The sequence below is a fragment of the Microbacterium sp. Soil_C_42 genome, from assembly GCF_057656735.1.
The window spans coordinates 25,293-52,170 of sequence record NZ_JBDGJU010000021.1 but is presented as its reverse complement, the minus strand read 5'-3'; the positions used below and the strand labels follow the sequence as shown (position 1 = coordinate 52,170).

General features: G+C 70.5%; 17 protein-coding genes (1 of these 17 running past the window's edge). 12 read left to right on the top strand and 5 right to left on the bottom strand.

The window, feature by feature from the left end:
• Positions 1–45 precede the first annotated feature (45 nt).
• The 11 genes from lepA (at position 46) to era (ending at position 11,141) form a co-directional block, all read left to right on the top strand.
• The gene (gene lepA / locus AC3A46_RS12970) at positions 46–1,896 is read left to right on the top strand and encodes a translation elongation factor 4 (RefSeq protein WP_056367389.1); all 1,851 of its coding nucleotides are present in this window, start codon (positions 46–48) and stop codon (positions 1,894–1,896) included.
• 27 nt (positions 1,897–1,923) lie between these two features.
• Positions 1,924–2,574 carry a DUF1990 domain-containing protein gene (locus AC3A46_RS12965; protein WP_487665553.1) on the top strand — a complete coding sequence of 217 codons (651 nt, stop codon included), beginning with the start codon at positions 1,924–1,926 and terminating at the stop codon, positions 2,572–2,574.
• Between the two features lie 7 nt (positions 2,575–2,581).
• On the top strand, positions 2,582–3,799 hold the full coding sequence (gene hemW / locus AC3A46_RS12960; protein ID WP_487665552.1) for a radical SAM family heme chaperone HemW: 1,218 nt from the start codon (positions 2,582–2,584) through the stop codon (positions 3,797–3,799).
• 128 nt (positions 3,800–3,927) lie between these two features.
• The gene (gene hrcA / locus AC3A46_RS12955; protein WP_487665551.1) at positions 3,928–4,968 is read left to right on the top strand and encodes a heat-inducible transcriptional repressor HrcA; all 1,041 of its coding nucleotides are present in this window, start codon (positions 3,928–3,930) and stop codon (positions 4,966–4,968) included.
• Positions 4,969–5,015: 47 nt separating this feature from the next.
• The gene (gene dnaJ, locus AC3A46_RS12950; protein ID WP_487665550.1) at positions 5,016–6,128 is read left to right on the top strand and encodes a molecular chaperone DnaJ; all 1,113 of its coding nucleotides are present in this window, start codon (positions 5,016–5,018) and stop codon (positions 6,126–6,128) included.
• A gap of 3 nt (positions 6,129–6,131) precedes the next feature.
• Positions 6,132–6,869 (top strand): 16S rRNA (uracil(1498)-N(3))-methyltransferase, encoded by a 738-nt coding sequence (locus AC3A46_RS12945; RefSeq protein WP_487665549.1) that lies wholly within the window; start codon positions 6,132–6,134, stop codon positions 6,867–6,869.
• 65 nt (positions 6,870–6,934) lie between these two features.
• Entirely contained in the window at positions 6,935–7,282 is a 348-nt protein-coding gene (locus AC3A46_RS12940) for an HIT domain-containing protein (RefSeq protein WP_487665548.1), read from the top strand.
• Positions 7,283–7,334: 52 nt separating this feature from the next.
• Entirely contained in the window at positions 7,335–8,366 is a 1,032-nt protein-coding gene (locus AC3A46_RS12935) for a PhoH family protein (RefSeq protein ID WP_487665572.1), read from the top strand.
• Positions 8,363–8,833 carry an rRNA maturation RNase YbeY gene (gene ybeY, locus AC3A46_RS12930; RefSeq protein ID WP_310246792.1) on the top strand — a complete coding sequence of 157 codons (471 nt, stop codon included), beginning with the start codon at positions 8,363–8,365 and terminating at the stop codon, positions 8,831–8,833. The genes AC3A46_RS12935 and ybeY overlap by 4 nt, the downstream gene beginning before the upstream one ends.
• Positions 8,830–10,182 carry a hemolysin family protein gene (locus AC3A46_RS12925; protein ID WP_487665547.1) on the top strand — a complete coding sequence of 451 codons (1,353 nt, stop codon included), beginning with the start codon at positions 8,830–8,832 and terminating at the stop codon, positions 10,180–10,182. The genes ybeY and AC3A46_RS12925 overlap by 4 nt, the downstream gene beginning before the upstream one ends.
• Positions 10,179–11,141: a GTPase Era gene (gene era, locus AC3A46_RS12920; RefSeq protein ID WP_487665546.1), complete on the top strand. Its 963-nt coding sequence runs from the start codon at positions 10,179–10,181 to the stop codon at positions 11,139–11,141. The genes AC3A46_RS12925 and era overlap by 4 nt, the downstream gene beginning before the upstream one ends.
• Before the next feature lie 9 nt (positions 11,142–11,150).
• Here era and AC3A46_RS12915 read toward each other — a convergent pair whose 3' ends face one another.
• Positions 11,151–11,780 carry a hypothetical protein gene (locus tag AC3A46_RS12915; protein WP_487665545.1) on the bottom strand — a complete coding sequence of 210 codons (630 nt, stop codon included), beginning with the start codon at positions 11,778–11,780 and terminating at the stop codon, positions 11,151–11,153.
• 260 nt (positions 11,781–12,040) lie between these two features.
• On the opposite strand from AC3A46_RS12915, the gene leuA reads away from it, so the two are divergent.
• A complete protein-coding gene (gene leuA / locus AC3A46_RS12910) occupies positions 12,041–13,801 on the top strand; it encodes a 2-isopropylmalate synthase (protein ID WP_487665544.1) in 1,761 nt (586 codons plus the stop codon).
• A 114-nt stretch (positions 13,802–13,915) separates the two neighbouring features.
• Here the strand turns inward: leuA and AC3A46_RS12905 are convergent, their stop codons facing one another.
• The 4 genes in view from AC3A46_RS12905 to AC3A46_RS12890 are tightly spaced (at most 56 nt apart) and all read right to left on the bottom strand, a layout consistent with a single transcriptional unit that may run on beyond the window.
• Positions 13,916–14,602, bottom strand: a complete 687-nt coding sequence (locus AC3A46_RS12905) for a trimeric intracellular cation channel family protein (protein WP_487665543.1) — start codon at positions 14,600–14,602, stop codon at positions 13,916–13,918.
• Between the two features lie 20 nt (positions 14,603–14,622).
• Complete coding sequence (locus AC3A46_RS12900; RefSeq protein WP_487665542.1) at positions 14,623–15,303, bottom strand: hypothetical protein; 681 nt, start codon at positions 15,301–15,303, stop codon at positions 14,623–14,625.
• Positions 15,300–15,764: a MarR family winged helix-turn-helix transcriptional regulator gene (locus tag AC3A46_RS12895; RefSeq protein WP_487665541.1), complete on the bottom strand. Its 465-nt coding sequence runs from the start codon at positions 15,762–15,764 to the stop codon at positions 15,300–15,302. Before AC3A46_RS12895 ends, AC3A46_RS12900 begins: the two co-directional genes overlap by 4 nt.
• Before the next feature lie 56 nt (positions 15,765–15,820).
• On the bottom strand, positions 15,821–26,878 hold the 3' portion of the coding sequence (locus AC3A46_RS12890; RefSeq protein ID WP_487665540.1) for a hypothetical protein. The gene runs 25,248 nt beyond the window's last position; 11,058 of the gene's 36,306 nt are visible here — the last part of the coding sequence; its start codon lies off the right edge, out of view; it ends in the stop codon at positions 15,821–15,823.

Here is a 26,878-nt window from a genome sequence, read left to right as displayed (position 1 = left end):
CGCCGGGGTTCGTCGGGCGGCGCGCACCCGTACAATCGTCTGGACATGTCACCGCGCGCCCTGAAGCCCCTCGAGCCCTCTGCCACGCCGCCCGAGCTGATCCGCAACTTCTGCATCATCGCCCACATCGACCACGGCAAGTCGACGCTGGCCGACCGCATGCTGCAGATCACCGGCGTCGTCTCCGACCGCGACATGCGCGCGCAGTACCTCGACCGCATGGACATCGAGCGCGAGCGCGGCATCACGATCAAGTCGCAGGCCGTGCGCATGCCCTGGGCCACGGCCGACCAGACCTTCGCGCTCAACATGATCGACACCCCCGGCCACGTGGACTTCACGTACGAGGTCTCGCGTTCGCTCGCCGCCTGCGAGGGCGCGATCCTCCTGGTCGACGCCGCGCAGGGCATCGAGGCGCAGACCCTCGCGAACCTGTACCTCGCGCTCGAGAACGACCTGCACATCATCCCGGTGCTCAACAAGATCGACCTGCCGGCCGCCGACCCCGAGAAGTACGCCGCAGAGCTGGCCGGCCTCATCGGCGGCTCGCCCGATGACGTGCTGCGCGTGAGCGGCAAGACCGGCATGGGCGTCGAGACCCTGCTCGACCGCATCGTGGAGCAGATCCCCGCTCCGAAGGGGAACGCGGATGCCCCCGCCCGCGCGATGATCTTCGACTCGGTGTACGACTCCTACCGCGGCGTCGTGACCTACGTCCGCATGGTCGACGGCAAGCTGGAGCCGCGCGAGCGCATCCAGATGATGTCGACGAAGGCGACGCACGACCTCCTCGAGATCGGCGTGTCGAGCCCGGAGCCCGTCCCCACGAAGGGGCTCGGCGTCGGAGAGGTCGGCTACCTGATCACCGGCGTGAAGGACGTCCGCCAGTCCAAGGTCGGCGACACCGTCACCAACCATCGCAAGCCCGCGACCGACGCCCTCGCCGGCTACACCGACCCGAAGCCGATGGTCTTCTCGGGGATCTATCCCATCGACCAGAGCGACTACGCCGACCTGCGTGAGGCCCTCGACAAGCTCAAGCTCTCGGACGCCTCCCTCCAGTACGAGCCCGAGACGTCGGTGGCGCTCGGCTTCGGCTTCCGCTGCGGCTTCCTGGGCCTGCTGCACCTCGAGATCATCACCGAGCGCCTCTCGCGTGAGTTCGACCTCGATCTCATCACGACCGCACCCTCGGTGACGTACGAGGTCACGACGGACACCGGCGACACCGTCGTCGTGACCAACCCGAGCGAGTACCCGGACGGGCGCGTCGCGGAGGTGTCCGAGCCGGTCGTGAAGGTCGGCATCCTGCTGCCCAAGGACTACGTCGGCACCGTCATGGAACTGTGCCAGTCGCGCCGCGGATCGCTTCTGGGCATGGAGTACCTCAGCGAGGACCGCGTCGAGCTGCGCTACCACATGCCGCTCGGCGAGATCGTGTTCGACTTCTTCGACCAGCTGAAGTCCAAGACGCAGGGCTACGCGAGCCTCGACTACGAGCCCGCCGGCTCGCAGACCGCCGACCTCGTCAAGGTCGACATCCTGCTGCAGGGCGACAAGGTCGACGCGTTCAGCTCGATCGTGCACCGCGAGAAGGCGTACGCCTACGGCACGATGATGACCGAGCGCCTGCGCAAGCTCATCCCTCGCCAGCAGTTCGAGGTGCCCATCCAGGCCGCCATCGGCGCCCGCATCATCGCCCGCGAGAACATCCGCGCGATGCGCAAGGACGTCCTCGCCAAGTGCTACGGCGGCGACATCTCCCGCAAGCGCAAGCTCCTCGAGAAGCAGAAGGAGGGCAAGAAGCGCATGAAGATGGTCGGTCGCGTCGAGGTCCCTCAGGAGGCGTTCATCGCCGCGCTCTCAGGCGACGTCGAGGGTCCTGCCAAGAAGTGACGCGACTCGCGAAGTAGGCTGGAATCCATGCGTCGAGGAACCTTCCGTGACGACACCGTCGACTACGCCGCTGTCGGGGCGACCCAAGCGCCGGATCTGATGCAGTATCCGCCGGAGCGCAGCATCCCTGCAGAGCAGTCCTGGCGGATCGGCAGCGGCGAAGCGCGCTTCCGCGCCGCGAGCGAGGCGCTGATGTCGTGGACCGCACAGCGCGGCGCCGGGCTCGACGTCAGCGACGTGCGCCCCGCCTCCGGCCCCACGTACTCGGGGGTGAGCTTCGACGCCGAGGGCAACCCCGTGGGGCCCAGTCGCTCCGAGGCTGAACAGCGCTTCGACGCGGACGGCACCCCGTTCGTCGGCGCGGGCACGACGATCCGCGTCGACGGTCGCGTCAAGGGGCTGCGCGCCGACGCGGAGCTGCGCGTCATCTTCGCCGTCGAGGAGCCTCGGCGGGTGGGCTTCGCGCTCGGGACCGTGAGCGACTCCGTCGTGAGCGGCGAGGAGTCGTTCATGCTCGACTGGTACGACAACGACGAGGTCTGGTTCACCGTCCGCGCGTTCGACGCGCCCCGTGCCGTGCTGTACCGGATGCTTCCGGGGCTCACGAAGCGCCGGCGTCGCGAGCTGTTCACGCGGTACCTGCGCGCGATCTCGCCCCTGTACACGACTCCCGCGTGAGGCGCTGATGGGCTCCGCTCTTCCGCTCGGCGAGCCCGTTCCCACGGACGGCTCGCTGCCGTCCGGCACGCGCATCGATCCGGCCGCAGAGTTCAGCGTGTATCTGCACGTCCCCTTCTGCCGCGTCCGCTGCGGGTACTGCGACTTCAACACGTACACGTCCTCCGAGCTGCGCGGTGCCCGCCAGGACGAGTACGCCGACACGCTCCTTCGAGAGATCGAGCTGGCGGCGCCCGTGCTCGAGCGCGCCGGTGGGAACCGTCCCGCGTCCACGGTGTTCTTCGGCGGCGGCACCCCGACGCTCCTCCCGCCCGGCGACCTCGCCCGCATGCTGGCCGGCGTGCGCGACACGTTCGGTGTCGCCGAAGGGGCCGAGATCACCGTCGAGGCCAACCCCGACACGGTGACGCCCGCGGTCGCGGCCGAGCTCGCCGGATCCGGTGTGACACGCCTGTCCATCGGCATGCAGTCGGCCGTTCCGCACGTTCTCGCGGCCCTGGATCGCACGCACGATCCCGACAACGTCCGCACGGCGGTGGCCGCGGCGCGCGGGGCCGGGCTCGACGTGAGCGTCGACCTCATCTACGGCGCGCCGGGTGAATCGCTGGACGACTGGCGCGCTTCGCTCGAGGCGGCGGTGTCTCTCGAACCCGACCACATCTCGGCGTACGCGCTCATCATCGAGGACGGCACCAAGCTCGCTCGCCAGATCCGCCGTGGTGAGGTCGTCGCACCCGACGACGACCTGCAGGCCGACATGTACGAGCTGGCGGACGACCTGCTCGCGGACGCGGGGTTCGAGTGGTACGAGGTGTCGAACTGGGCGCGTGGTGACGCGCATCGCTCCCGCCACAACCTCGCGTACTGGGTCGGCGCAGACTGGTGGGGCTTCGGCCCCGGCGCGCACAGCCACGTCGCCGGTGTGCGGTTCTGGAACGTCAAGCACCCCGCGGCCTACGCGCAGCGGCTGAGCGCGGGGCAGTCGCCGGCCGCCGGACGGGAGATCCCGGATGCCGCGGCCAGAAACCTCGAGAGCGTGCTGCTGCGCACCCGCATCCGCGAGGGCCTGCCCGTCGAGGAGCTCCTCGGCGAAGGCCGCCACGCGGTCGCCGCGCTGATCGCGGACGGGCTCATCGAGGGTCCCGCCGCGCTGCGCGGGAGGATCGTGCTCACGCGCCGCGGCCGACTCCTCGCCGACGCGGTGGTGCGGGCGCTCACCGATTAGCCCCAGCGCGATCATGCGTCGGACGGCTTCGCAATCCATCCCGGCGTCGCTCGACGATCCTGGCAGGGGCATCGGATAGAATTGGCACTCCAGTCATGCGAGTGCCAGCTGCGGCGTGGGGAGGCGGGATGGTCAGCGAACGAGGTCTGCAGGTGCTGCGGGCGATCGTCCAGGACTACGTCGACACGCGCGAGCCGGTCGGCAGCAAGGCGATCGTCGAACGGCACGCCTTCGGAGTTTCGGCCGCGACGATCCGCAACGACATGGCCCTGCTCGAGGACGAAGAGCTCATCGTCGCACCGCACACCTCGTCGGGCCGCGTGCCCACCGACAAGGGCTACCGCGTCTTCGTCGACCATCTCGCGGAGCTCCGCCCGCTCTCGCCGCCCCAGCGGGCGGCCATCGCCACGTTCCTCGACGGCTCCGGCGACCTCGACGACGTCCTGGTGCGCACCGTGCGCGCGCTCACGCAGCTGACCGGCCAGGTCGCGATCGTGCAGTACCCGTCGTTCGCGCGCGCGACCGTCACCCATGTCGAGCTGGTCCAGCTCGGCGGCGGACGGATGCTGGTCATCGTGGTCACCGACACGGGACGCGTGTCGCAGCGTCTGACGTTCGTCGGCGAGGAGTTCGACGACGTCGACCTCGCGCACATCCGTGCGGGGCTCGGCACTCTGCTGGTCGGCAGGCCCGTCCGCGAAGGACTGCAGCGCATCGCCGAGCGCCTCGAAGGACCGGATGCCCAGGCTCCGGCGCACGAGCGCGCGACCGACGAGATCGTCCGCGCCGTCGCCGAGGAGCTCGAGGAGTTCCGCCAGGACAAGCTCGTGATGGCCGGCAGCGCCAACCTCGCACGCCGAGAATCCGACTTCCGCGGCAGCATCTATCCGCTCCTCGAGGCGATCGAGGAGCAGGTGACCCTGCTCAGGCTGATGGGGGAGATGGTCGCCGACGAGCAGGGCCTGGCGGCGAGCATCGGCCGCGAGAACGAGGCGTTCGGCCTGGCCGAGGCATCCGTCGTCGCCAGCGACTACGACGCGACGGGCTCTCTCGCCCGCGTCGGCGTGCTGGGCCCGACGCGCATGGACTACCCCACCAATCTCGCGACGGTCCGCGCCGTCGCGCGCTATCTCACGCGCATGCTCGAGCAGGACGACAGCTCCCGCTGACGCACGCGCACACGATCCCGCGGCGCGCCCGCGGCAGGAAGGCGAAAGTGGCTGACCACTACGAGGTCCTCGGCGTCGCACGCGACGCCTCCACCGACGAGATCAAGAAGGCATACCGGCGGCTGGCCCGTCAGCTGCACCCCGACGTGAACCCGGGCGAGGAGGCGTCCGAGCGCTTCAAGCTCGTGACGCACGCATACGACGTCCTCAGCGACCCGGAGCAGCGCGCCCGCTATGACATGGGCGGCGGCGACTCGCCGTTCGGCGGCGGGGCCGGCGGCTTCGGCGGGTTCAACGACATCTTCGAGACCTTCTTCGGTGCGGCGGGCGGATCGCGCGGCCGGCCACGATCGCGCCGCGAGCGCGGCCAGGACGCCCTGGTCCGCGTCACCCTCGAGCTCGGCGATGTGGTGTTCGGCACCCACCGCGACATCGAGGTCGACACGGCCGTCGTGTGCGAGACCTGTCAGGGCTCGTGCTGCCAGCCCGGGACGAGCCCCGTCACGTGCGACATCTGCCACGGCACCGGCAACGTGCAGCGCCAGGTGCGCAGCCTCCTCGGCAACGTCGTCACGACGCAGCCGTGCAACGTCTGCCAGGGCTACGGCACCACCATCCCGTACCCGTGCGCCACCTGCCAGGGACAGGGCCGCGTGCGCGCCCGCCGCACGGTGTCGCTCGACATCCCGGCCGGCGTCGAGACCGGACTCCGCCTGCAGCTGCCGGGTTCGGGCGAGGTCGGCCCGGCGGGCGGCCCCAACGGCGACCTGTACATCGAGGTCACGGTGCAGCCGCACGAGGTGTTCAGCCGTGACGGCGACGACCTGCTGGCGACGCTCGAGGTGTCGATGCCCGACGCGATCCTCGGCACGACGACGACCATCCAGTCGCTCGACGGCCCGGTCGACCTCGAGGTGCGGGCAGGCGTTCAGGCGGGAGACATCCTGACGATCAAGGGCCGCGGCATCACGCCGCTGCGCGGCTCGCAGCGGGGCGACCTCAAGGTCGGTGTGCACGTGGTCACGCCCACACGCCTCGACCACAAGGAGCGCGCCCTCATCGAGGACTTCGCGAAGCGCACCAAGGCGCCGGCTCCCCGGCTCGCCGAGTTCCACCAGGGCCTGTTCGCGAAGCTCCGCGATCGCTTCCGGAACAGCTGACCGGTGGCACTGCACTTCCTCCTCGACGAGCCCGTCGGCGCCGCTCCCGGCGACGCGGTGACGCTCACCGGCGCGGAGGCCCACCACGCCTCGACGGTGCGCCGGGTGCGCGTCGGCGAGGAGGTCACGGTCGGTGACGGCCGCGGAGCATGGCTCACGGGCACGGTCGAGTCGGTGGCGCCCCGCGAGGTGGTCGTGCGCATCGACGGACGGGCGGATGCTGCGCCGCCGAGCCCGCGCATCGTGCTCGTGCAGGCACTGGCCAAGGGGGATCGGGACGAGCTCGCCGTGCAGGCGGCGACCGAGCTCGGCGTCGACGAGATCGTGCCGTGGCAGGCCGCGCGCAGCGTGTCCCGCTGGGACGCGGCGAAGGCCGCGAAGGGCCGCGCCCGCTGGGCGAGCATCGTGCGGGAGGCGGCGAAGCAGGCCCACCGCGCGTGGGTGCCGGAGGTGGCGGAGCTGACCACGACCGCGGCGCTGGCGCGCCGGGCGGCAGCATCCCTCGTCCTGATCCTCGAACCGACGGCGACCGAGCGGCTCAGCGCGCTCGCGGTGGACCCGGGTGAGGAGCGCGACATCGTGCTCGTCGTCGGGCCCGAAGGCGGCATCGCCCCCGAAGAGCTCGACGCCCTCGCGGCCGCAGGCGCGCGAGGCGTGCGCCTCGGCGACACGGTGCTGCGCACGTCGACCGCGGGTCCCGCGGCGCTGGCCGTCGTCAGCACCGCGCTCGGGCGGTGGTGACGGTTCGACCGGCTCGGCGACCGCTCCCGGAGCCGGTCGCAGGGCCCCGTCGGTAGACTTGCGACATGAGTGAGCCTTCGATCTTCACGCGCATCCTGGACGGGCGGATCCCGTCCGAGATCATCGCAGAGACCGAGAACGCGTTCGCCATCCGCGACATCGCCCCGCAGGCGCCTGTGCACCTGCTGGTGATCCCCAAGACCGAGGAGTACCGCAACGTCGTCGAGCTCGCCGCCGGCGACCCCGACCTCATGGCGGAGCTCGTGGGACTCGCGAACACAGTCGCCGCCGATCATTCGGACGGGGACTTCCGCCTGGTCTTCAACACCGGCCCCCACGCGGGCCAGACCATCTTCCACGTGCACGCCCATGTGCTCGCGGGAGGCCTCGAAGAGAAGAGTGTCGGTGCCTGATCAACCCGGTCATGAGACGGTGAGCGACCACGTCGAGGTCGACGGCGTCGCGATGGTGCAGCTTCTCGGTCCGCAGGACCGGTTGCTGCGGGTCGTCGAGAAGGAGCACCCGGGTGTCGACGTGCATGTGCGCGGCAACGAGATCACCCTCACGGGCGAGGCGCCGGCCGTCGCGGCGGCGCGGACGCTGGTCGACGAGCTCGTCGCGATGACCCGAGCGGGTCAGTCGCTCGGCGAGGACGACGTCGCGTCGTCGAACCGCATCCTCCGCAGCGAGGGCGGCCCGCGGCCGTCCGAGGTGCTCGGCGAGGCCATCCTGTCGTCGCGAGGCAAGGTCATCCGCCCGAAGACCCTCGGTCAGAAGGCGTACGTCGACGCCATCGAGGAGAACACCATCGTGTTCGGCATCGGTCCGGCCGGTACAGGCAAGACCTACCTCGCGATGGCGAAGGCCGTCCAGGCGCTCCAGCGCAAGGAGGTCAGCCGCATCATCCTGACGCGCCCGGCCGTCGAAGCGGGGGAGCGGCTCGGCTTCCTCCCCGGCACGCTCACCGACAAGATCGACCCGTACCTGCGCCCGCTGTACGACGCGCTCAACGAGATGATGGACCCGGAGCTGGTCCCCAAGCTCATGGCGACCGGCACGATCGAGGTCGCACCGCTGGCCTACATGCGCGGCCGGACGCTGAACGACTCGTTCGTCGTGCTCGACGAGGCGCAGAACACCACCCCCGAGCAGATGAAGATGTTCCTCACGCGTCTCGGGTTCGGCACGCGCATGGTGGTGACCGGCGACATCACGCAGATCGACCTGCCGCAGGGCGCGTCGGGCCTGCGGCTGGTGACCCGTGTGCTCGGCGACATCGACGACATCCACTTCTCGTACCTGACCAGCGACGACGTCGTGCGCCACACCCTGGTGGGCCGCATCGTCGATGCCTACAGCGAATACGACGAGCGCCGGATCGCCGCGCGTCGCGAACGGGACGAGGCATCCGAGTTCGCCAATCGCGCCGAGCGCCGCACCGCCACCGTGCGCGGCGGCGGACCCCGTGACCACCTTCCGAAGCGAGGACGCCCATGACCATCGAGATCGGCAACGAGTCGGGGATCGCCGTCGATGAGACGGTGCTGCTGCGCCTCATGGAGCACAACCTCGCCGAACTGCACGTCAGCCCCGACGCCGACGTCGCGATCCTCCTGGTCGACGAGGGCGCGATGGAGGCGCTGCACGTCCAGTGGATGGACGAGCCGGGCCCGACCGACGTGCTGAGCTTCCCGATGGACGAGCTGCGTCCCGGCACGGAGGACGCTCCCACGCCTCCGGGCCTCCTGGGCGACATCGTGCTGTGCCCGCAGGTCGCCGAGACCCAGGCGGTGGCCGCGAAGCACTCCACGCTCGACGAGCTCATCCTCCTCACCACGCACGGCCTGCTCCACCTCCTCGGCTTCGACCACGCCGAGCCGGAGGAGGAGCGGGAGATGTTCGGACTGCAGCGCGAGCTCATCACCTCGTTCCAGGCATCCGAACGCCGACGACCTCGCGCATGACAGCCGCCCTCCTTCTCGTCGCCGCAGCGCTCCTGCTCGCGTTCGGCGCCCTCATGGTCGCGATCGACGCGGCGCTCAGCGTCACCTCCCGCGCGGACCTCGCCGAGCTCGGAGCAGGCGGCCGCAACGCGGCGTCATTGCGGAAGATCGCGGACGACCCCGACGCGCACGCCAACGCCGTGATCTTCATCCGCGTGCTGGCCGAGACGACGGCCGCCGTGCTCGTCACCGTCGCCTTCGTCGACCTCTTCGACAACATCTGGTGGGCGATGCTGGCGGCGGCCCTGCTCATGACCGGCGTCTCGTACGTCGTCGTCGGCGCCAGTCCGCGGTCGGTGGGCCGGCTGCACGCCCGCGGACTGCTGCGCGGGGCGGCTCCGGTGGTGCGCGGGGTGCGCATCATCCTGGGGCCGCTCGCGCATGGGCTCGTCGCCCTCGGCACCCGCATCACGCCGGGCGCGTCGCGAGGCTCGTCCTTCGCGTCGGAGGAGCAGCTGCTCAGCATCATCGACGAGGCGGCCGAGAACGAGCTCATCGAGCAGGACGACCGCGAGCTGATCCACTCGGTGTTCGACTTCACCGACACGTTCGTGCGGGCCGTGATGGTGCCGCGCACCGACATGGTGACGGTGGATGCCTCGACCTCGACGCGCGAAGCGATGACGCTGTTCCTCGAGAAGGGCGTCTCGCGCATGCCGATCGTCGATGACGACGCGGACGACGTGGTCGGAGTGCTGTATCTCAAGGACCTGGTGCAGTTTGGCTTCCGCGACGAGACCGGGTGGCGGGATGCCCCGATCAGCCGGATCGCGCGGCCGGCGGTGTTCGTCCCCGAATCGATGAAGGCCGAGACGCTGCTGCAGCAGATGAAACGCGACGCCGTGCACGTGTGTCTGGTCGTCGACGAGTACGGCGGCGTGTCCGGACTCGTCACGCTCGAAGATCTCATCGAGGAGCTCGTCGGCGAGATCTCGGACGAGTACGACCCGCGCGCCGAGGAGGTGACCGAGCTCGAGCCCGGTCACTACCGCGTGAGCGCCCGCCTCGGGCTCGACGAGGTCGGCGACCTGTTCGGTCTCGAGCTCGAGGATGAGGACGTGGACTCCATCGGCGGACTGCTGGGCAAGGCCCTGGGCCGCGTGCCGCAGCCGGGCGCCACGGCCGAGTACGCCGGCCTCGTGCTCACCGGGGGTGCGTCGCGCGGGCGCGGGCGCGGGATCTCGACGGTGTTCGTCGAGCGCGGCGACCCTGCTCTCGACACCGGCCGCTCACCGCGCACGGGCGAGATCCGCATCGTGAGCCCTCGCACCGGCGAGATCCGGCTGCCTCGGAAGGAAGAGACGTCATGACCGAGAACGACCCCACGCCGGCACACGAGGCCGGCTCGGCCGCTGCACCCTCGCCGGCCCCTGAGCCCGTTGAAGGGCGTTCCGGCTTCGTCACCTTCGTCGGGCGCCCCAACGTCGGCAAGTCGACGCTGACGAACGCCTTGGTCGGCGAGAAGGTCGCGATCACCAGCGACAAGCCGCAGACCACCCGCCGGGCGATCCGCGGCATTCTGAACCGCCCCGGCGGTCAGCTCGTCATCGTCGACACGCCGGGCCTCCACAAGCCCCGGACGCTCCTCGGCCAGCGTCTCAACGACCTCGTCGAGCAGGTGCTCGGCGATGTCGACGTCATCGGCTTCTGCGTGCCCGCGACCGAGAAGGTCGGCCCCGGCGACCGCCGCATCGCGGAGTCGCTCAGCGGGTACGGCCGCGCGAAGAAGGTCGCGATCGTGACGAAGACGGACGCCGCGACCCGCGACGAGATCACCGAGCGGCTCATCGAGGTCGACCAGCTTCGTGAGGACTGGGCCGCCGTCATCCCGCTGTCCGCCCTCACACGCGACCAGCTCGAGGTCCTGAGCGACGAGCTGCTCGCCCTCATGCCGGAGGGCCCCGCACTGTACCCCGAGGGTGTCGTCACCGACGAGTCGACCGAGGACCGCATCGCCGAGATCATCCGCGAGGCCGCCCTCGACGGCGTGCGCGACGAGCTGCCGCACTCGATCGCCGTCATGGTGCAGGAGGTGCAGCCCCGCGAGGATTCCGACCTCACCGACGTCTACGCCGACATCGTCGTCGAGCGCGACAGCCAGAAGGGCATCATCATCGGCCACAAGGGCTCTCGGCTGCGCGACGTCGGCGCCCGCGCCCGCGCGCAGATCGAACCACTCCTGGGCACCAAGGTGTTCCTGAAGCTCCACGTGCGCATCGCGAAGGAGTGGCAGCGCGACCCCAAGCAGCTCGGACGCCTCGGCTTCTGACTCCGACCCTCACCCGCCGGTCTCGGTGATCGCCGAGCGGACGATGACGATATCGGCACCGTACTCCGCGTCCGCGGCCTGCTGCCAGCTGCCGTCGTCCCACACGACGTCGACCCAGAGCCATCCGTCCTGCGCAGAGGAGGCCAGGTACGCGTCGCCGAGCTTGTCGGGGAGTTCGTCCTGGATGGCGGCGAGGCTCGCCTCGTCGCCCGCGCCGGGCTTGCCACCCGTCGGGTCCTCCGGCCGGATCGGGTCGTACAGGGCGAGGAGGATCGGCGGCTGCGTCGAGGTGAACGTCTCGCCGTCGTAGGTGCCGCGCACCGCGTACGCGCCCCACGTGACGTCACCCGACGACTCCGCGCCGTCGACGCCTTGCCACGTCCAGCCCTCCAGCGGGATTCCGGTGCACTGCGGGGGGTACGACTCCGCGACCGCACCCAGGCACAGCTGCGCAGCGCCGCCCTGGTCGAGCACGGTGCCGGTGGCCGCGACCTCGCCCTGGGGCGGGATCGGCGTCACCGCCCCGAGCGATGCCGGCGCGGGCGTGCCGCCCGGACTCCCGCTCGCGCACGCGGAGGCGGCGAGCATGACGACGGCGGCGGTGGCCGCGATGCCGAGCGGGCGACGAAGACCTCTCATGTCTCGATGGTGTCGCATCGACGCCGATCGTCTCAGAATCGGATGCCGCGGCATCCGTTCGTCATCGGTTCGCTCTCCGCTCGCAACGGGGTGTAGCCTGAATCCATGCGCTTCGGCCGGCTTCTCCTTCTTAGCCGCCGCGACGAGACCTCGTTCTAGGGCCTTCCTCGTCGCGGAGCTTTTCGTTGGCCCGCATCATCAGGCATCGAGCCGCCCCGATCGGGCAGCAGCTCGGAACAGACGAGAGAAGCGACGACATCATGCAGAACACCCAGAAGCCCTCGGGCCTGCCGACCCACAAGTATCGGCCGTTCCACGAGCAGATCACCGTGAATCTGCCCGACCGCACCTGGCCCGACCAGCGCATCACGACCGCACCCCGCTGGTGCGCCGTCGATCTTCGCGACGGCAACCAGGCGCTCATCGACCCGATGAGCCCCGAGCGCAAGCGGATCATGTTCGACCTGCTCGTGAAGATGGGCTACAAGGAGATCGAGGTCGGCTTCCCCTCGGCGAGCCAGACTGATTTCGACTTCGTGCGTCAGCTCATCGAAGAGGACCTCATCCCGGACGACGTCACGATCCAGGTGCTGACGCAGGCCCGCGAGCATCTCATCGAGCGCACCTACGAGTCCATCGCCGGCGCCAAGCAGGCGATCGTGCACCTGTACAACTCGACCAGCGTGCTGCAGCGCGAGGTCGTGTTCCGCACCGACGAGCAGGGCATCATCGACATCGCCCTCGAGGGCGCGCGCCTGTGCCGCGAGTTCGAGAAGCGCATCCCCGAGACCAAGGTCTTCTACGAGTACTCGCCCGAGAGCTACACCGGCACCGAGCTCGAGTTCGCGCTGAACGTGTGCAACCAGGTCATCGAGATCTTCGAGCCGACGCCCGAGCGCAAGGTCATCATCAACCTGCCCGCGACCGTCGAGATGGCGACGCCGAACGTCTACGCCGACTCGATCGAGTGGATGAGCCGACGCCTCGCGCACCGCGAGAACGTCATCCTCTCGCTGCACCCGCACAACGACCGCGGCACGGCGATCGCCGCCGCCGAGCTCGGCTACATGGCCGGCGCCGACCGCATCGAAGGCTGCCTGTTCGGCAACGGTGAGCGCACCGGCAACGTCGACCTCGTCGCGCTGGGCATCAACCTGTTCACGCAGGGCATCGACCCGCAGATCGACTTCAGCGACATCGACCAGGTCAAGCGCACCGTCGAGTACTGCAACCAGCTGCCCGTGCATGAGCGCAGCCCGTGGGCCGGCGACCTGGTGTTCACCGCCTTCAGCGGCTCGCACCAGGATGCGATCAAGAAGGGCTTCGAGGCGATGGAGGCGCGCGCCGCGGCGTCCGGCGTCACCGTCGACGAGATCGAGTGGGCCGTGCCGTACCTGCCCATCGATCCGAAGGACCTCGGCCGCTCGTACGAGGCGGTCATCCGCGTCAACTCGCAGTCGGGCAAGGGCGGCGTCGCGTACCTGCTGAAGACCGACCACTCGCTGGATCTGCCCCGCAGGCTGCAGATCGACTTCTCGGGCGTCGTGCAGGCCAAGACCGATGCCGAGGGTGGCGAGGTCACGAGCGACCAGATCTGGAAGATCTTCACCGACGAGTACCTGCCGTCGGAGGTCGCCGACGACCGCTGGGGACGCTTCGAGCTGCTGGCGACCAGCACTCGCAGCGACCTGTCGGGCGACGTCGCGCTCGACATCACTCTGCGCGACGGTGACGACCGGTTCGAGGCGTCCGGTCGCGGCAACGGCCCGGTCGCCGCATTCCTCGAGATCATCCGCGCACAGGGATTCGACGTGACGCTCTACGACTACGTCGAGCACGCCCTGAGCGCAGGCGGCGACGCGCAGGCGGCCGCCTACATCGAACTCCAGGTCGATGGCGAGCGCCTCTGGGGCGTCGGCATCGACTCGGACATCTCGACCGCATCGCTCAAGGCGATCGTGTCGGGCGTGAACCGCGCCATCCGCACGCGGCAGCGCTCCGGGGCCCTCGCGGGCGTCTGAGCGCGAACCGTCGACGGGTGTGCGCGGGTGATCCCCGCGCGCGCCCGTCGGTGTTCGCCGCTGCCGGTCGCTGAGCGAGCCTCGGAGTCGGGGCGCGGGTCGAACGCGGACGCCTCAGGGCTTGACGATCGGGATCGTCGAGGTCTCCACGGCCACCTTGCGGCGGTAGAGCGCCCGCTGTTCCGGCAGTGAGATGTCGAAGATCACGGCGAGCAGACGGATCACCGCGGTCACGACGATGCCGATCACGGCGGCGATGACCACGTTGACGCCGAGCTTCTCCGCGGTCGCGAGGACGAGGCATCCGACTCCCGCGGCGACCGCGTAGAGCGAGCCGACGTGCATGATGGCGACCGGAAGACCCATGATCACGTCGCGGAGGATGCCGCCGCCGACCGCCGCGCAGACCCCGACGAACACGGCGGGCACGAGCGGGAGGCCGAGGACGAGGGCCTTGCTGGTCCCGAACGCGCCGAACAGGCCGATGACCAGGGCGTCGAGGCCGACGATGACGGCGTTGAGGCGCTGGAAGAGGCCGGCGAGCAGCATCCCGAGCAGGGCAGCGCCGACCGCGGTGAGCAGGTACCAATTGCTCTGCAGCGTGGTCGGCGTGACGTTCAGCAGCAGGTCGCGGATGAGACCGCCGCCCATGCCCATGACGATACCGATGATCGCGACGCCCAGCATGTCGAGCCGGCGTTCACCGCGGAAGCCGGAGGCGAACAGGGCGCCCTGGATGCCGCCGAGACCCACGGCGATGAGGTCGGCCCACAGGGGGATCACGAAGACCGGCTCGTCCACCCCTCCATTGTCGACGGGGATCAGGGGATGTGGGTGCGCACCGCCGACAGGAATCCGTCGAGATCGTCTGTCCACAGCCGCACCGCCTCGACGCGGTCGCGTCCCTGCGGCAGCCGCACGTCGAGCGGATGCTCCAGACGGATCAGCACGTTGGTCTCGTTGGCGATGCGCGCGGCGAACGTGCGGCCTTCCGGCTCGTCCACGACGGCAGGCGCCTTGTCGACCCGATGCGGTGAGCGCTCGACGGACCGCACGATCTCCCACGGCAGGTCGAGGTCGAGCTCCGCACCCTGTCGCACGCGGATTCCGGCAGGACCGACCGCGTGCGGTCGGGTGAGGTAGCCGAGCAGGAGGCCGAGCATCCACGTCACGCCCCAGATGCCGAGGACGAGCAGCGGGATGCGCACCCAGGTCCAGCGGTGGACGATGAGATCGACGACCGGGATCTCGATGGCCGACAGCACGATGAAGACGACGAGAAGCGTCAGCACGGGGGAGTGATAGCGGAACGCGCTGGCGCCCACGGGAACGCGGGGCCTGCGGAACACGAACCGGTAGATGCTCTGATAGACCCCGAGCTCCATGATCCATGCGCGCCGCGCGAAGGCTGCCAGCTTCGTCCGCCATCCGGGCGGTGCCGGGGTGCGTGATGATCGTTCGGGTCGAGCCGGGCTGTCGCGCGCAGTGTCGACGGCGCTCATGACGGGCCGTCCTCGGTGGTGCGGGCCTCGTGCTCCGCGATGAGCCGGTTCAGCCGGTCGAGGACATGCGTCAGCCCCCGCAGCGTCGCCTCGGCCGTCGCGTCGTCGAGGCCGTCGATGAGCTGTGCGCCGAGCTCGGTGTGCTCGGCATCCATGGCGCGCATCGCCTGTTCGCCACGCGGCGTCAAGGTGACGAGCACGGCCCGGCGGTCGTGGGGGTGCGGCTCGCGGCGTGCGAAACCGGTCGCCTCGAGCCCGTCGACGAGGGTCGTGATGTTGCGGGGCGTCACACCGAGCGCCGTTGCGAGCTCGGCTTGGGTGCGCGGGCCTTCGTGGAAGACGAGCCAGAGGATGTGCGTGCGGGCGGGCGTGAGGCCTCGGCGGTCGAGCTCGCGCTCCTGGTCGGCGCTCAGCACTCCGGACAGCGCGAGAAGCGTGTCGAGAATCTGAGTGCCGAACATAGTGAACATGGTACATGATCAAGGATGGCCGCCACTTCGCTCGGCGGCTGCGAGCTCTACTTCTTCTTGCCCTTGCCGGGTGAGGTGGGGGTGGGCTCAGGGGCGGGGCCGGGCTCCGGTGCCGGTGCGGGCGTGGGGGCGGGGGTGACCGTCTGCTCCGCAGGCGGAGACGATGTCTCCGGCATCGGGGCAGTGGGGGTGACCGGCGCCGCGGCTGCGGTGATGGCCGCGCCCGGCGCATAGCCGTCGGAGCGTATTCGCAACGAGTCGAACTGCGCGGAGCCCACGGCGACGAGGAGGCCGAAGCGCCCGTCGGCGAGGGCGGCGTTGTACGCGCGCGACGCGATGAAGACGCCGTTGAGTGTCAGCGACACCGAGGCGCCCTTGATCGTGACGAAGAGGGTGTACTTCGTGCCGGCGGTGAGGGCCCGGCTGACCGTCTGATCCACGACGACGCGTCCGCCGGCGACGTGTCCGAAGACGACCGCCTGCGCCGCGAGATCCAGCACGATGAACTTGTAGTCCGACATGCTGTAGTAGTCGTACACGAGGCCCGCGCGCGAGCCCGCCGTCAGGGTGACCGCCTGGGTGATCTCGAGGTAGGCGTTGGGCGACACCGTGCCGCCGATGCCGGCGAGTCCGACCACGGGCCTGCCGCCGGCCACGGTGCCGTTCACAGTTCCGGCTCCGGGTACGAATGCGCCGCTCGGCACCTGGCCGACGATTCCGGGGCCGGTCGTGAAGTCGTCGGTCACGTCGTACGTGATGGTGGGCGGCAGCACCTGGACGGAGACGCTGTCGAACTGCCCGCGCGCTTGGCTGGAGCCGACGCCGACGAAGCCCTTGTTGAGGCCGACCGCCTCGCCGTCGATGATCCGCGGGGCGAAGGTGTGCGTGAACGCGGTGGTGCCGTCGAGCACGACGCTGACCGTGGTGCCGTTGACCGCCACCATCATCGTGTACCACTTGTTCGACTTCACCCCGCCGGTGACGACCGTTTGGACGTCGACCATCCATCCTGCCGACGTGCGACGGCCCATGACCAGCTTGTTCGTGGACTGGTCGACGCCGGCGAACTTGAAGTCGGTGGGGGAGAAGTAGTCGAAGATGACGTAGGCATTCGCCTTCCAGCCGCCCGTCGGTTTGGTGAGGTACACCTGCGCGTGGATCTCGAAGTAGATCGGCAGGTACTGGTCGATGTAGTACACCGCGACGGCGTCGCCGGTGGTCGAGGCCGCGGTGACCGTGAGGGCGCCGCCCTGCACCTGGAACACGCCCGAGTCGGCGAAGAAGTCCTCCGCGCCGTCGGTGAACCCGGCGGACCGCAGCACGTCGCGCTTGCCGCCCGGAACGTTTCCGGGCTGCGGATCGCGCGGGCCGCCGGTCTGGTCCTGCCACTGCGGGTCCTTCTGCGTGACGAGGCCGATCTCACCGTACGGCTCGCCGTTGCGCGGGATGTAGGTCGGCCCCGACAGCTGCGCGACCGTGAAGTCCGCGCCCTGCGCCGCGGACAGCGCGTACAGGAATTCGAACAGTGCGGGCGGCACCTGGCGGCTCACGGTTCCGAGGCCGAACGGCGCGAACGGGACGAGGTAGCTGTTGAACTCACCGACCCAGTCGATCAGCCGGTCGCCGCCGGTGTTGGCGATGAGCACGTCGAGGCCCGCGCCGCCGACGGCGCGATCCTCGTAGGTGCCGTGCGTGTCGGGCTGGGTGTTCTCGCCGGCCGCGGTCGTCAGGACGTCGTCGACGTTGAGCAGGTCGTTGCCCCAGCCGCCCCACAGCGTGTCGCGGCCGGTGCCGCCGACCATCCAGTCGTTGCCGTTGTCGCCGAACAGCATGTCATCGCCGTCGGAGGCCACCGCGCTGGTCGCCGTGCACGTCCCCTGGTTGTTCGACGCGGAGCAGCCGGTGATCAGGCGGCCCTCGGAGTGGACGAAGTTGAGGAACCACTCTCCGCCGTCGATGAGAACCTTCCGCATCGGGAAGTACTCGTCGTACCGGTCGAACTCGCCCGTGACGGGGTCGAAGGCGAGGAGCGTGCCGTCGTTGAACGGCCGGGCGAAGTCGCTGCGCTTGCCGCCCACGCCGTAGCCGAGCGGGAGCGCCTCGGCGCCCGAGATCGCGTCGTCGCCCGAGCCGCCGTGGATGAAGTCGGCGTCCCAGCCGCCGAAGATCACGTCGTTGGCGTACAGCGGCGTGAAGTCCACGTCGAACACGTCGCCGTTGGCCGCGAAGGGGGTGAGGTCCACGCGCTTGGTGAGCTGTCCGGTCGGGAACAGGGTCGCCACCTGGACGCGGCCGGGCGTGGTGATCTCCACCTGCACGCTCGCGGTGGTCACGCCGTTGAGGGGCTCGGCGGTGCCGTTGCGGCTCGTGAAGATGCGACCGTCGTCGCCGAGGATGCCGTCGACTCCGGTGCCGCCCGAGATCCAGTCGTGGCCCCATCCGCCGATGAGGTCGTCGTCACCCGCATCGCCGAAGACGACGTCGCCGTCGCGGCCGCCGTACACGGTGTCGTCGCCCGACTCGCCGTGGATCTCGTCGGCGCCGCCGATGTCGTCGGCGAGCGCCCCGGCGGCGAAGTCCGGTCCGCCCGGCGTGTAGTCGAGCATCACGACGGCGCGGGGGAGCAGGCGCATCTCGCCGACGCCGGTGTAGTTGTCGTAGGTGAATGTGCGGTACTGGGTCGCGCCGCCGGCGCCCGCCGCGACGAGGCGGAGGATGCGGCCGTTGTCGCCCACGATGTTGTCGGAGTCGCGTCCGTGCAGAGCCGTGTCGTCGTTGCGGCCGACGTCGGTGCCCGCGCCGCCGAAGATCATGTCGCCCGTGTCCGGCCGCCGGTCGGGCGTGGCGAGCGAGAACAGATCCGAGCTGCCGCCGACGATGTCGTCACGGCCCAGGTTTCCGAAGATCACGTCGGAGCCGCCGCCGCCCTCGATGTAGTCGTCGCCGTCGCTCGCCGCCTCGACCGAGGGGTCGAGGACGAGATCACCGGCGGCGTTGCGCGAAGCGCTCACGGCCTCGTCGATGGATCCGTCGCCCTGGATGGTGTCGTTGCCGAGCTGTCCGAAGATCGTGTCGTCATGCGCGCCCCCGGCGATGTCGTCCGCACCGAACCGGTCCGCCGCGGTGCCGAGCTCGTGATCGAGCAGGGTGATGCGGAAGTCGCTCCAGGCGGTCGGACCTGCCGGGTCGTTCTGCCAGCTCGTCGTCACGTTCGCGGTGCCGGCGGTGGAGGCATCCGTGCTGTAGATCTGGCCGTCGCCCAGCACCCGGAAGCGCGGGCTCGTGTGGTTGCCGAACGTCAGCGAGCGGTCGAGCGACACGTTGTCGCCGAAGATCAGGTCGCGGTCGGTGCCGCCGTCGATCCGATCGGCTCCGGTGCCGCCGATGAGGATGTCGTCGCCCGCCCCACCGCGGATCGTGTCGCCCGCGCCGGCCGCGTTGTCGGTGATGCCCAGGCTGATGACGTGGAGCGCGCTCGCGCGGACGGCCAGCTGCAGCAAGCCGTGGTCGCCGAGCACGATGTCGGCGCTCGCTCCGGCGGCCACGACATCGCCGGCGGCGCCGCCGAGCACCAGGTCGATGCCCGAGCCCGATGTGATCGTGTCGGCCCCGCCGATCGCCGGGTCGGTGGTCTCGAGGCGGCCCGCCGGGAGCGGGACGCCGCTCCAGAGCGGAGTGGCGGGCGCGCTGTCGGCGGTGAAGCGTCCGTTGTCGCCGATGACGATGTTGCGCCCGTCCGATACCGCGATCGTGTCGCCGCCGGCGCCGCCGATGACGAGGTCGTCGCCTCGACCCGTGGTGATCGTGTCGTTGCCGCCGAGAGCGGGGGCGATCGACCACACGCGGTCGATGTCGGCCGGAGCGCCGTCGATCGCCCAGTCGATCGAGGCGTGATCGCCGATGACGATGCCGGTGCCGTCGGAGGCGGTGGGAGTCTCGCCGCGGTTCGTCGTGATCGTGTCGCCGCCCGCGCCGCCGAGGACGATGTCGGCGCCGAGGCCGGTCGAGATGACGTCGGCGCCGCCGATCGTCGGGTCGACCGTGGCGAGCCAGCCGAGCGGGCGCACGGCGCCGTCGGTGACGTCGCCGACCCCGCCGTGGCCGGACTCCGCCACGACGTTGCCGGCCGCGTCGACCCACCGCACCACCCCGCGGTCACCGAACACGATGTCGCCGCCTGTGCCGCCGTGGAGCGTGTCGGCGCCGATGCCGCCGAAGATGACGAGCGGCAGCGTCGACGCGTGCCCGTTGACGACGTCGTCGTCGTTCGTGCCGGCGGGAAGGATCGCGCCCGACGCGGGCATCACCGCGGCGACGGTCGACGAACGGGTGACCTCGATCACGACATGCGCCGCCGAGCCGTCGCGCTGCGGCGCAGTGGCGAACGACAGGATCCCGCCGCTCACGGAGAGCTCGGACGCCGTGAGCAGGCGGCCGTTCACCCACACGCGGTATCCGACGAGGTCGCCCATGGCGCCGAGCGTGTAGGTGCCGGTCGACTGGACCGCCCACGTCGTCAGGTGCAGCAGCACGGTCACCACGTCGCCCGGCAGCAAGGAATCGAACAGCCCCGCCGTGTCGAGGCGGGACGACACCACATACAGCGTCGGGTCGATCGTCGTCGTGACGCCCCCCGCGCGGGTGACGGTGATGCCGGCGACGATGTCGGCGCGCAGGGGCTCGTCGCCGTCGTCGAGGTCGGTGCCGCGCCCGATCACGTTGTCGTTCGGGCCCTGCGTGTTCAGGACGAAGAAGTCGTCCTCCGCCGCGGACAGGTTCACGGTGACGGTGTCGTTGCCGAGCCCGGTGTTCAGCCACGTCGTCGTGCGCACGCCGGCGCGCACGTGGGTGCCGTCGATCAGGATCGTGTCGGCGAAGCCGCCCGACCAGATGCGGATGCCGTCGGCGAAGGTGCCGTCGGCCGCGGCGCGCCACGAGATCCCGGCCGGCGCGAGCCCGGTGACGAAGATCTCGCCGTTCGGGGCGAGCGCCGCGTCCCGGGCGATGGCGGCGGCGGCAGCATCCGTGATGAGAACGTTCGTGTCACCGGCCCCCGCGCCCTCGTCGCTGAGGAGCAGGGTGTGGCGGCCGGCGCCGAGGTCGAGGTTGAGCGTGCCCTGGATGAGGTCGAGGTCGCCGGCGAGGAACTGGGGCTTCTGGGCGACGCCCACGTCGGCCCGCGAAGAGATGTACACGCGGTCGTCGCCGAGGCCGAACGAGACGTTGGTGATCGGCAGCGTGCCGCGGATGTTGAGCACGTCGCTGCCCGAGCCGAGCGCCAGGTTGAGCGTCTCGAGCCCGATGTAGCGGATGCCCGCCTGCGCCGAGGCATCCGTCGCCGGCGCAGCCACGGCTGCACCGAGGGCCGCCAGCCGGATCGTGATCGGGTCGGCCGGGTGCTCGTTGACCTCGCCGCGGAAGCCGATGAGGTACGTGCCGCCCACGAGCCACACGTAGACGCTCCCGGCGCAGCGGGTGCGATCCTGCTGGCCGCAGCTCATCGAGACGCCCGGATCGGCTCCGGCGGTGTGCGGGTACAGGAGGGACTGCAGAGCCGAGCGGACGGCTTCGGCCGACGTGCCGGCCGCGAAGGTGATGGCGCCGATGCCGGTGGCCACGCCGCCCTGCACCTGCGACAGCATGACGGTGAACGCGCCGCCGCGCGGCGTGACCGAGTAGAGGCGGTCGAGCGGACGACCGAGCGCGTCGACGGCGGTGCGCGGCGCCATGTCGAGCCCGGTCAGGGTGTCCTGCGTGAGCCAGCCGAGGTCGGCGTTCGTGTCGCCGGCGTCACTCAGGTTCGCGACATCCGTCCCGACGCCGCCGTCGAGCACGAGCAGAGCCGTCAGCAGATCCAGGACACCGGATGCGGTGCCCACCGCGAACGTGTCGTCGTCGGTGTTGCCGTACAGCGGCGCGGCCGCACTCGACGGTCCTCCGATCACGCGGGTGTGGCCGTCGATCGTGCGGATCGTGAGGAGGTCGTCGCCGGGACCCGCGTCGATCGTCGTCGTGCCGGCGTGCGTCGACTCGACGGTGAACCGGTCGTCACCGTACCCGAGGCGGATGGTGAGGTCCTCGAATTCGGCGTAGCGGATGCCGCCGAGCACGGGGCGTCCGGCGAGGGAGTAGTCGCCCGCCATGCCCAGGCCGGTGATGCGGTCGCGCGTGAGCGTGCCCGAGTCGTTCGCCGGACTGTCCTCGTTGTGGACGATCAGTACGTCCACCTGCGCGGACTCGATCGCTTCGCCGGTGCTGGCGGTGACGGGAGCCGGGTGTCCCGAGCTCTCGCCGGGCAGCACGATCGGCAGGTAGTCGTCGAGTTCGAGCGACACCGGCGGGTTCGGGTCGTCGCCGCCGGACACGTGCAGCGGTCCCTGGATGAGGTGCACGCGGCGGGCGGCGTCGGCGAACTCCTGCACATCGTCGCCGTCGACCTGCGCGTCGTCGAGTGCGCGCACCGTGACGGTGACCGCCGATGCCCAGTTCGCGGCCGTGAAGGCGAGGGTGAGCGACGAGACCCAGGCGCTGCCGTTCCAGATCTCGAGCTGGCGCTCGTGGCATCCGTTCGGCAGCCCACAGTCGGCGCCGCCGATGTCGAGCGTGAACGAGGCGATCGCGTTGAGCGTCACGCGCACGGTCTCGCCGGCCGCGGGGGCCCTGGTGAGTCGTACGGTGTACGACGCGGTCGCGCCGAACTGCCCGGTCGTCGCGCCCTCGACGAGGCGGAGGTCACCGCCCGTAGGCGTGATCACGACGCCGGCCGCGTCGCCGTCGTGCACGAGCACGCTCACGCGATCGACGACGGTGCCTGCGAGATCCGCCACGTAGACCCGTCCGCCCACCACGAGGCTGGTGCCCCACGGATCGAGGACGGTGATCGTCGTCGCCGTGTTGCTCGCGATCGTGCGGTAGGCCGCCGTTCCGTTGGCGTCCACCAGACGCAGCAGCGAACCGCTCAGACCCCCTGCGGTGTTCGGAAGCGTGACGCCCGAGAGCGTCACGGTGCGGCGATCGGCCGAGATCGCGACGACCGTGCCGACGAGCTCGCTGTCGGTGAGCGGCGCCGCGTACCCGACGATCGTGAACGCTGCACCGGCGCCGGGAGCGGCATCCCACTCGCCTTCGATCTCGATCGTGGTCGCGGTGTTGTTCCAAATGCGGCGCACCTGGCCCGCGGCAGGTCCGCTCGTGATGGTGATGAGGTGGCCCTTCAGCGCGCCGTCGGCCACGACGACGCCTGAGAAGGCGAACTCGTTCGCGACTCCGGCTGCTCCCGCCACGGTGCCGGTGCGGCGGTCGCTCGACAGGATCGCTGCGGTGAGGGCCTGCACGTGCTGGCCCTCCACGGCGGTGTCGTCGATCGCCCGCACGTAGAGGGTGCGCGTGCCGGCGGCGACGAACACGAGATCGAGCGTCGAGGACCAGGTGGTGCCGTTCGTCGAGAGCAGGAGGCCGACCGGGGCCGAGACGCGCACGGTCACCGAGCCCTGGGGCGCCGCGGTGACGCGGACCTCGTAGGTGGCGGTGGTGCCCCCCGTGCCCGCGGCATCCACCGGCTCGACGACGCGGATGCCGCCGTCGGGCAGCACGACGGGAACCTCGGGCGCGTCGTCGTCGATGACGCGGACGAAGGTCGTCGCGACGAGCGCTCCGCTGTACTCGCCGCCCACCACGATCGCGTCGATGGGAGCGAACCTCTCACCCTCGGCGGCCAGGTCGCCCGTGGCCCGCACGAAAACGGTGCGCTGAGCGGTGTCGCCGATCGTGAGGGTGACCGACGTGCTCCACGACACGCCGTCGAGCGACAGCTCGATGGCCCGCGCACGGCTCGTCGAGCTCGGGTCGACGGCCGGGCCGGAGAGCGTCACCGAGACCGCGACGCTCGGAGTGCGCGTGAGACGCACGGTCACGGCACCCGTCGCTCCGCCCTCGGCGAGGACCAGCGAACCGCCGACGGGCGCGACGACGACGGTCGGCTCATCGTTGTCCATGATCTCGGTGGAGATGCCGTCCACGGGCAGCAGCGCCCAGGCGCTGTTGGCCACCGTGCTCTCGACCTCGTGACGGATGAGGCCGGTGTGGCCCAGCAGGTCGTTCGCCTGGACGGCCGGAGCGGTGCTGCCGACCTCGATGCGGTCGGAGCCCAGCCCGCCGAAGATCGACAGCTCGACGGCCGGGTTGGTCGACAGCACGTGGAAGACGTCGTCACCCTCCATCCCGTAGATGGAGACCCGCTCGACGTTGACGAACCGGATGACGCGACCGGCGCCATAGACGCCGCCCGACGTGATCACGAAGGTGTCGCCGAACTCGGTGCCGATGATCACCACGAGGTCGTAGCCTGCGCCGCCGTCGATGTTGACGGGCGCGTTCGACGCGTACTGGATGAAGTTGCGCCCCTCGCCGGCGTTGAGGGATGTCAGTTCCGACTCGCCCACGAATGAGCGGATCACGAAGGTGTCGTCGCCCGCGTCGCCGTACAGGTTGAGCGTCGCGACGTTGCGGAACACCTCGAAGGTGTCATCGCCCGTCCCGCCGTAGACGTTCGCGGTGAACGACACGCCGCGCGTGAGCAGGCCGCGTGTGGAGGAGAAGAAGGCGGATGCCGGGAACTCGCTGTCGGGCACGTACGCGGTGTAGAGCTGGCCGAAGCGGAAGCGGTCGTTGCCGGACCCGCCGTCGACCGTGAGCACCGAAGCGGTGTCGTCGAACGCGAACGTGTCGTCGCCCGTCAGGCCGTTGACGAGGACGCCGCCCGTCATCTCGGTGCCGTAGGTCACCTTCTCGGCCGAGCCGAACTGCCCGGAGGTCGCAGCAGGCTGCGAGAGCGCCGCGACGAGGGCGCGGGTCGCGTTCCGGCGGAAGAGGAACGTGTCGTCGAGCGACGAGCCGTTGACGATGAGGACGTTGGTGCTGCCGTCGGCCACGTCGCGCGTGTTGATCCGGCTGTTGCCGACGCCGAACAGGTCGATGACGAAGTGGTCGGAGTGCGCGCCGCCGTCGAGGTCGAGGACCTGCCCGTCCATCGGGTTGATGCCGACAGGCCCAGGCGCTGCATTGACCACCAGCCAGTCGGCCCCGTTCTGGCCGAGGACCGTCGTCGGACCCGAGAGCGCCTCCACGAACACCCGGTCGTCGCCGTCTGCCGCCCGCACCGTCGTCGCGGCCGCGTGGGTGGAGTCGACGTTGAGCACGTCCGAGCCCGCACCGAGCGTGAGATCGAGCGTCTCGAACGCGGCATAGTCGACGCGTCCGTCGGTCATGGCCAGGGTGCCGGTGGTGACGGATGCGCCGGCCGGCACGAGGGGGTGTCCTGCGACCGGGGTGATCGTGAGCAGACGCGACCACCCCGCGGCGCCCGCGAGCGCGCCGGTCCAGGCGACGGTCCAGCGGGTGCCGGCCTTCGTGACGACGACGTTGCCCGCGCCGACCAGCGCGGCGATCGCCGCCTGCACCTGCGCTGCGGTCGCGTCGAAGGCGAGCTGACCGGTCGTGCCGAGGCCCGCGACGGCGAGGGCGAACCGGCCGTCGACCGCGCCCGCGACGGTGACCACCTGCACGAGGCTGGGCCGCGGCATCCCTCCGGTCATCCCCAGTCCCGCCACCGACGTGCTGCTGACGACCCCCATGCGATCGAGCACGGTCGCGGCGTCGTCGAGGAACAGCGTGTCGGTGCCCGAGCCGCCCGAGATGGCGAGGGGCGCGGTGATGCCGGTCAGGACGCCGCCGATGCCGGTGAGGGTCGAGCTCACGCGTACGGTGTCGCCGCCCTCCCCGGTGCTGATGGCGGTGGCGCCCGCGACGCTGCGCACGATGACGGTGTCTGCGCCGTTCCACGTGGTGAGGGTCGTCGTCCCGGTGTGGGTGGAGTGGATCGTGAACGTGTCGCCGCCGGAGCCGAGGTCGATCGTCAGCGCCTCGAAGCCCGAGTAGGTGATGCCGGCGGTCATGCCGAGACCCGTGATGCGATCGGAGGTCAGCTCACCGGTGTTGGGCGCGGTGTCGCCGGTGTCATCCACGGCGAGGAGGTCGGCACCGAGGATCGCGCCCGGGCCGGATCCGCCCGAGACGACCAGAAGCGCAGCGATCGCGTTGACGTTTCCGCCGGTGTTCGTCCAGGCGGTGTTCGTGGTGCCGGCGCCGGCGGCCCGCGAGCCCACCGCGACACGGTCGGTGTGCTCACCCGTGAAGATGCGGTGCTCGACCTGGATGGCCTGCACGGCCACGCGGTCGCCGCCGGCGAGCGTGCGGAGCTCGACGAGCTCCACGCCGGAGTGCGTGATCGTTCCGAGCGTCGTCATCACGCCGGCGTCGTCGAACGCGACACGGCGGATGCGGTTCGCCTGCGTCCCCGCCGGCGGCGCGGCCACCACGTCGACGATGAGATCGTCCGGAGTGGCACCGCCCCAGACCTCGAGCCGGTCGGCGCCGGACGTGTCGACGACGTGCACGGCCATGCCGGTCGAGCGGGTGAGCTCGATGCGCACCAGGTCGACGCCCGGCCCGGCGTCGAGGTACGCGGTCCCGGTCCACGGCGTGGCCGCGCGGGCGGACCCGGCGACCGTGACCGTGCCGTCGGCGTCGCCGACGAGGATCGTGGTCGCCCCGCCGCCAGTGGACGTCAGGCGCGCGGTCTCGAAGATGCCCTTGAGATCCTCGGCGATCGAGCCCACGCCGAAGTCGGTGCCGACGGCCAGCCCCACGACGAACAGGTTGCCGTAGAGACCGAAATCGCCGGTGGCGAAGGCCTCGACGAGCGTGTCGCTGCCACCTTCGTCGAAGAACTGGTCCTGACCGGCCCCACCGCTCACCGTGTCGTCGCCGAGTCCGGAGTCGATGACGTCATTGAACATCGAGCCGACGAGGGTGTCGTTTTCGGTGCCGCCCCGCAGTGTCAGCGCGAGCTGGTTCGCCGTGACGCCGGCCGCGGAGATCGAGTCGGCGCCGCCACGACCCTCCACGACGAGCGCGTCCCCCTGGCCGCGCACGCCGCCCGAGATCCAGACCGCATACGCGGCGCCAGACGTGCGTGTGACCTTGGTCTGGCCGCTGTCGGTCGTGACCGCGAAGGTGTCACCCGCCGTGTTCGAGCCACGGACGGT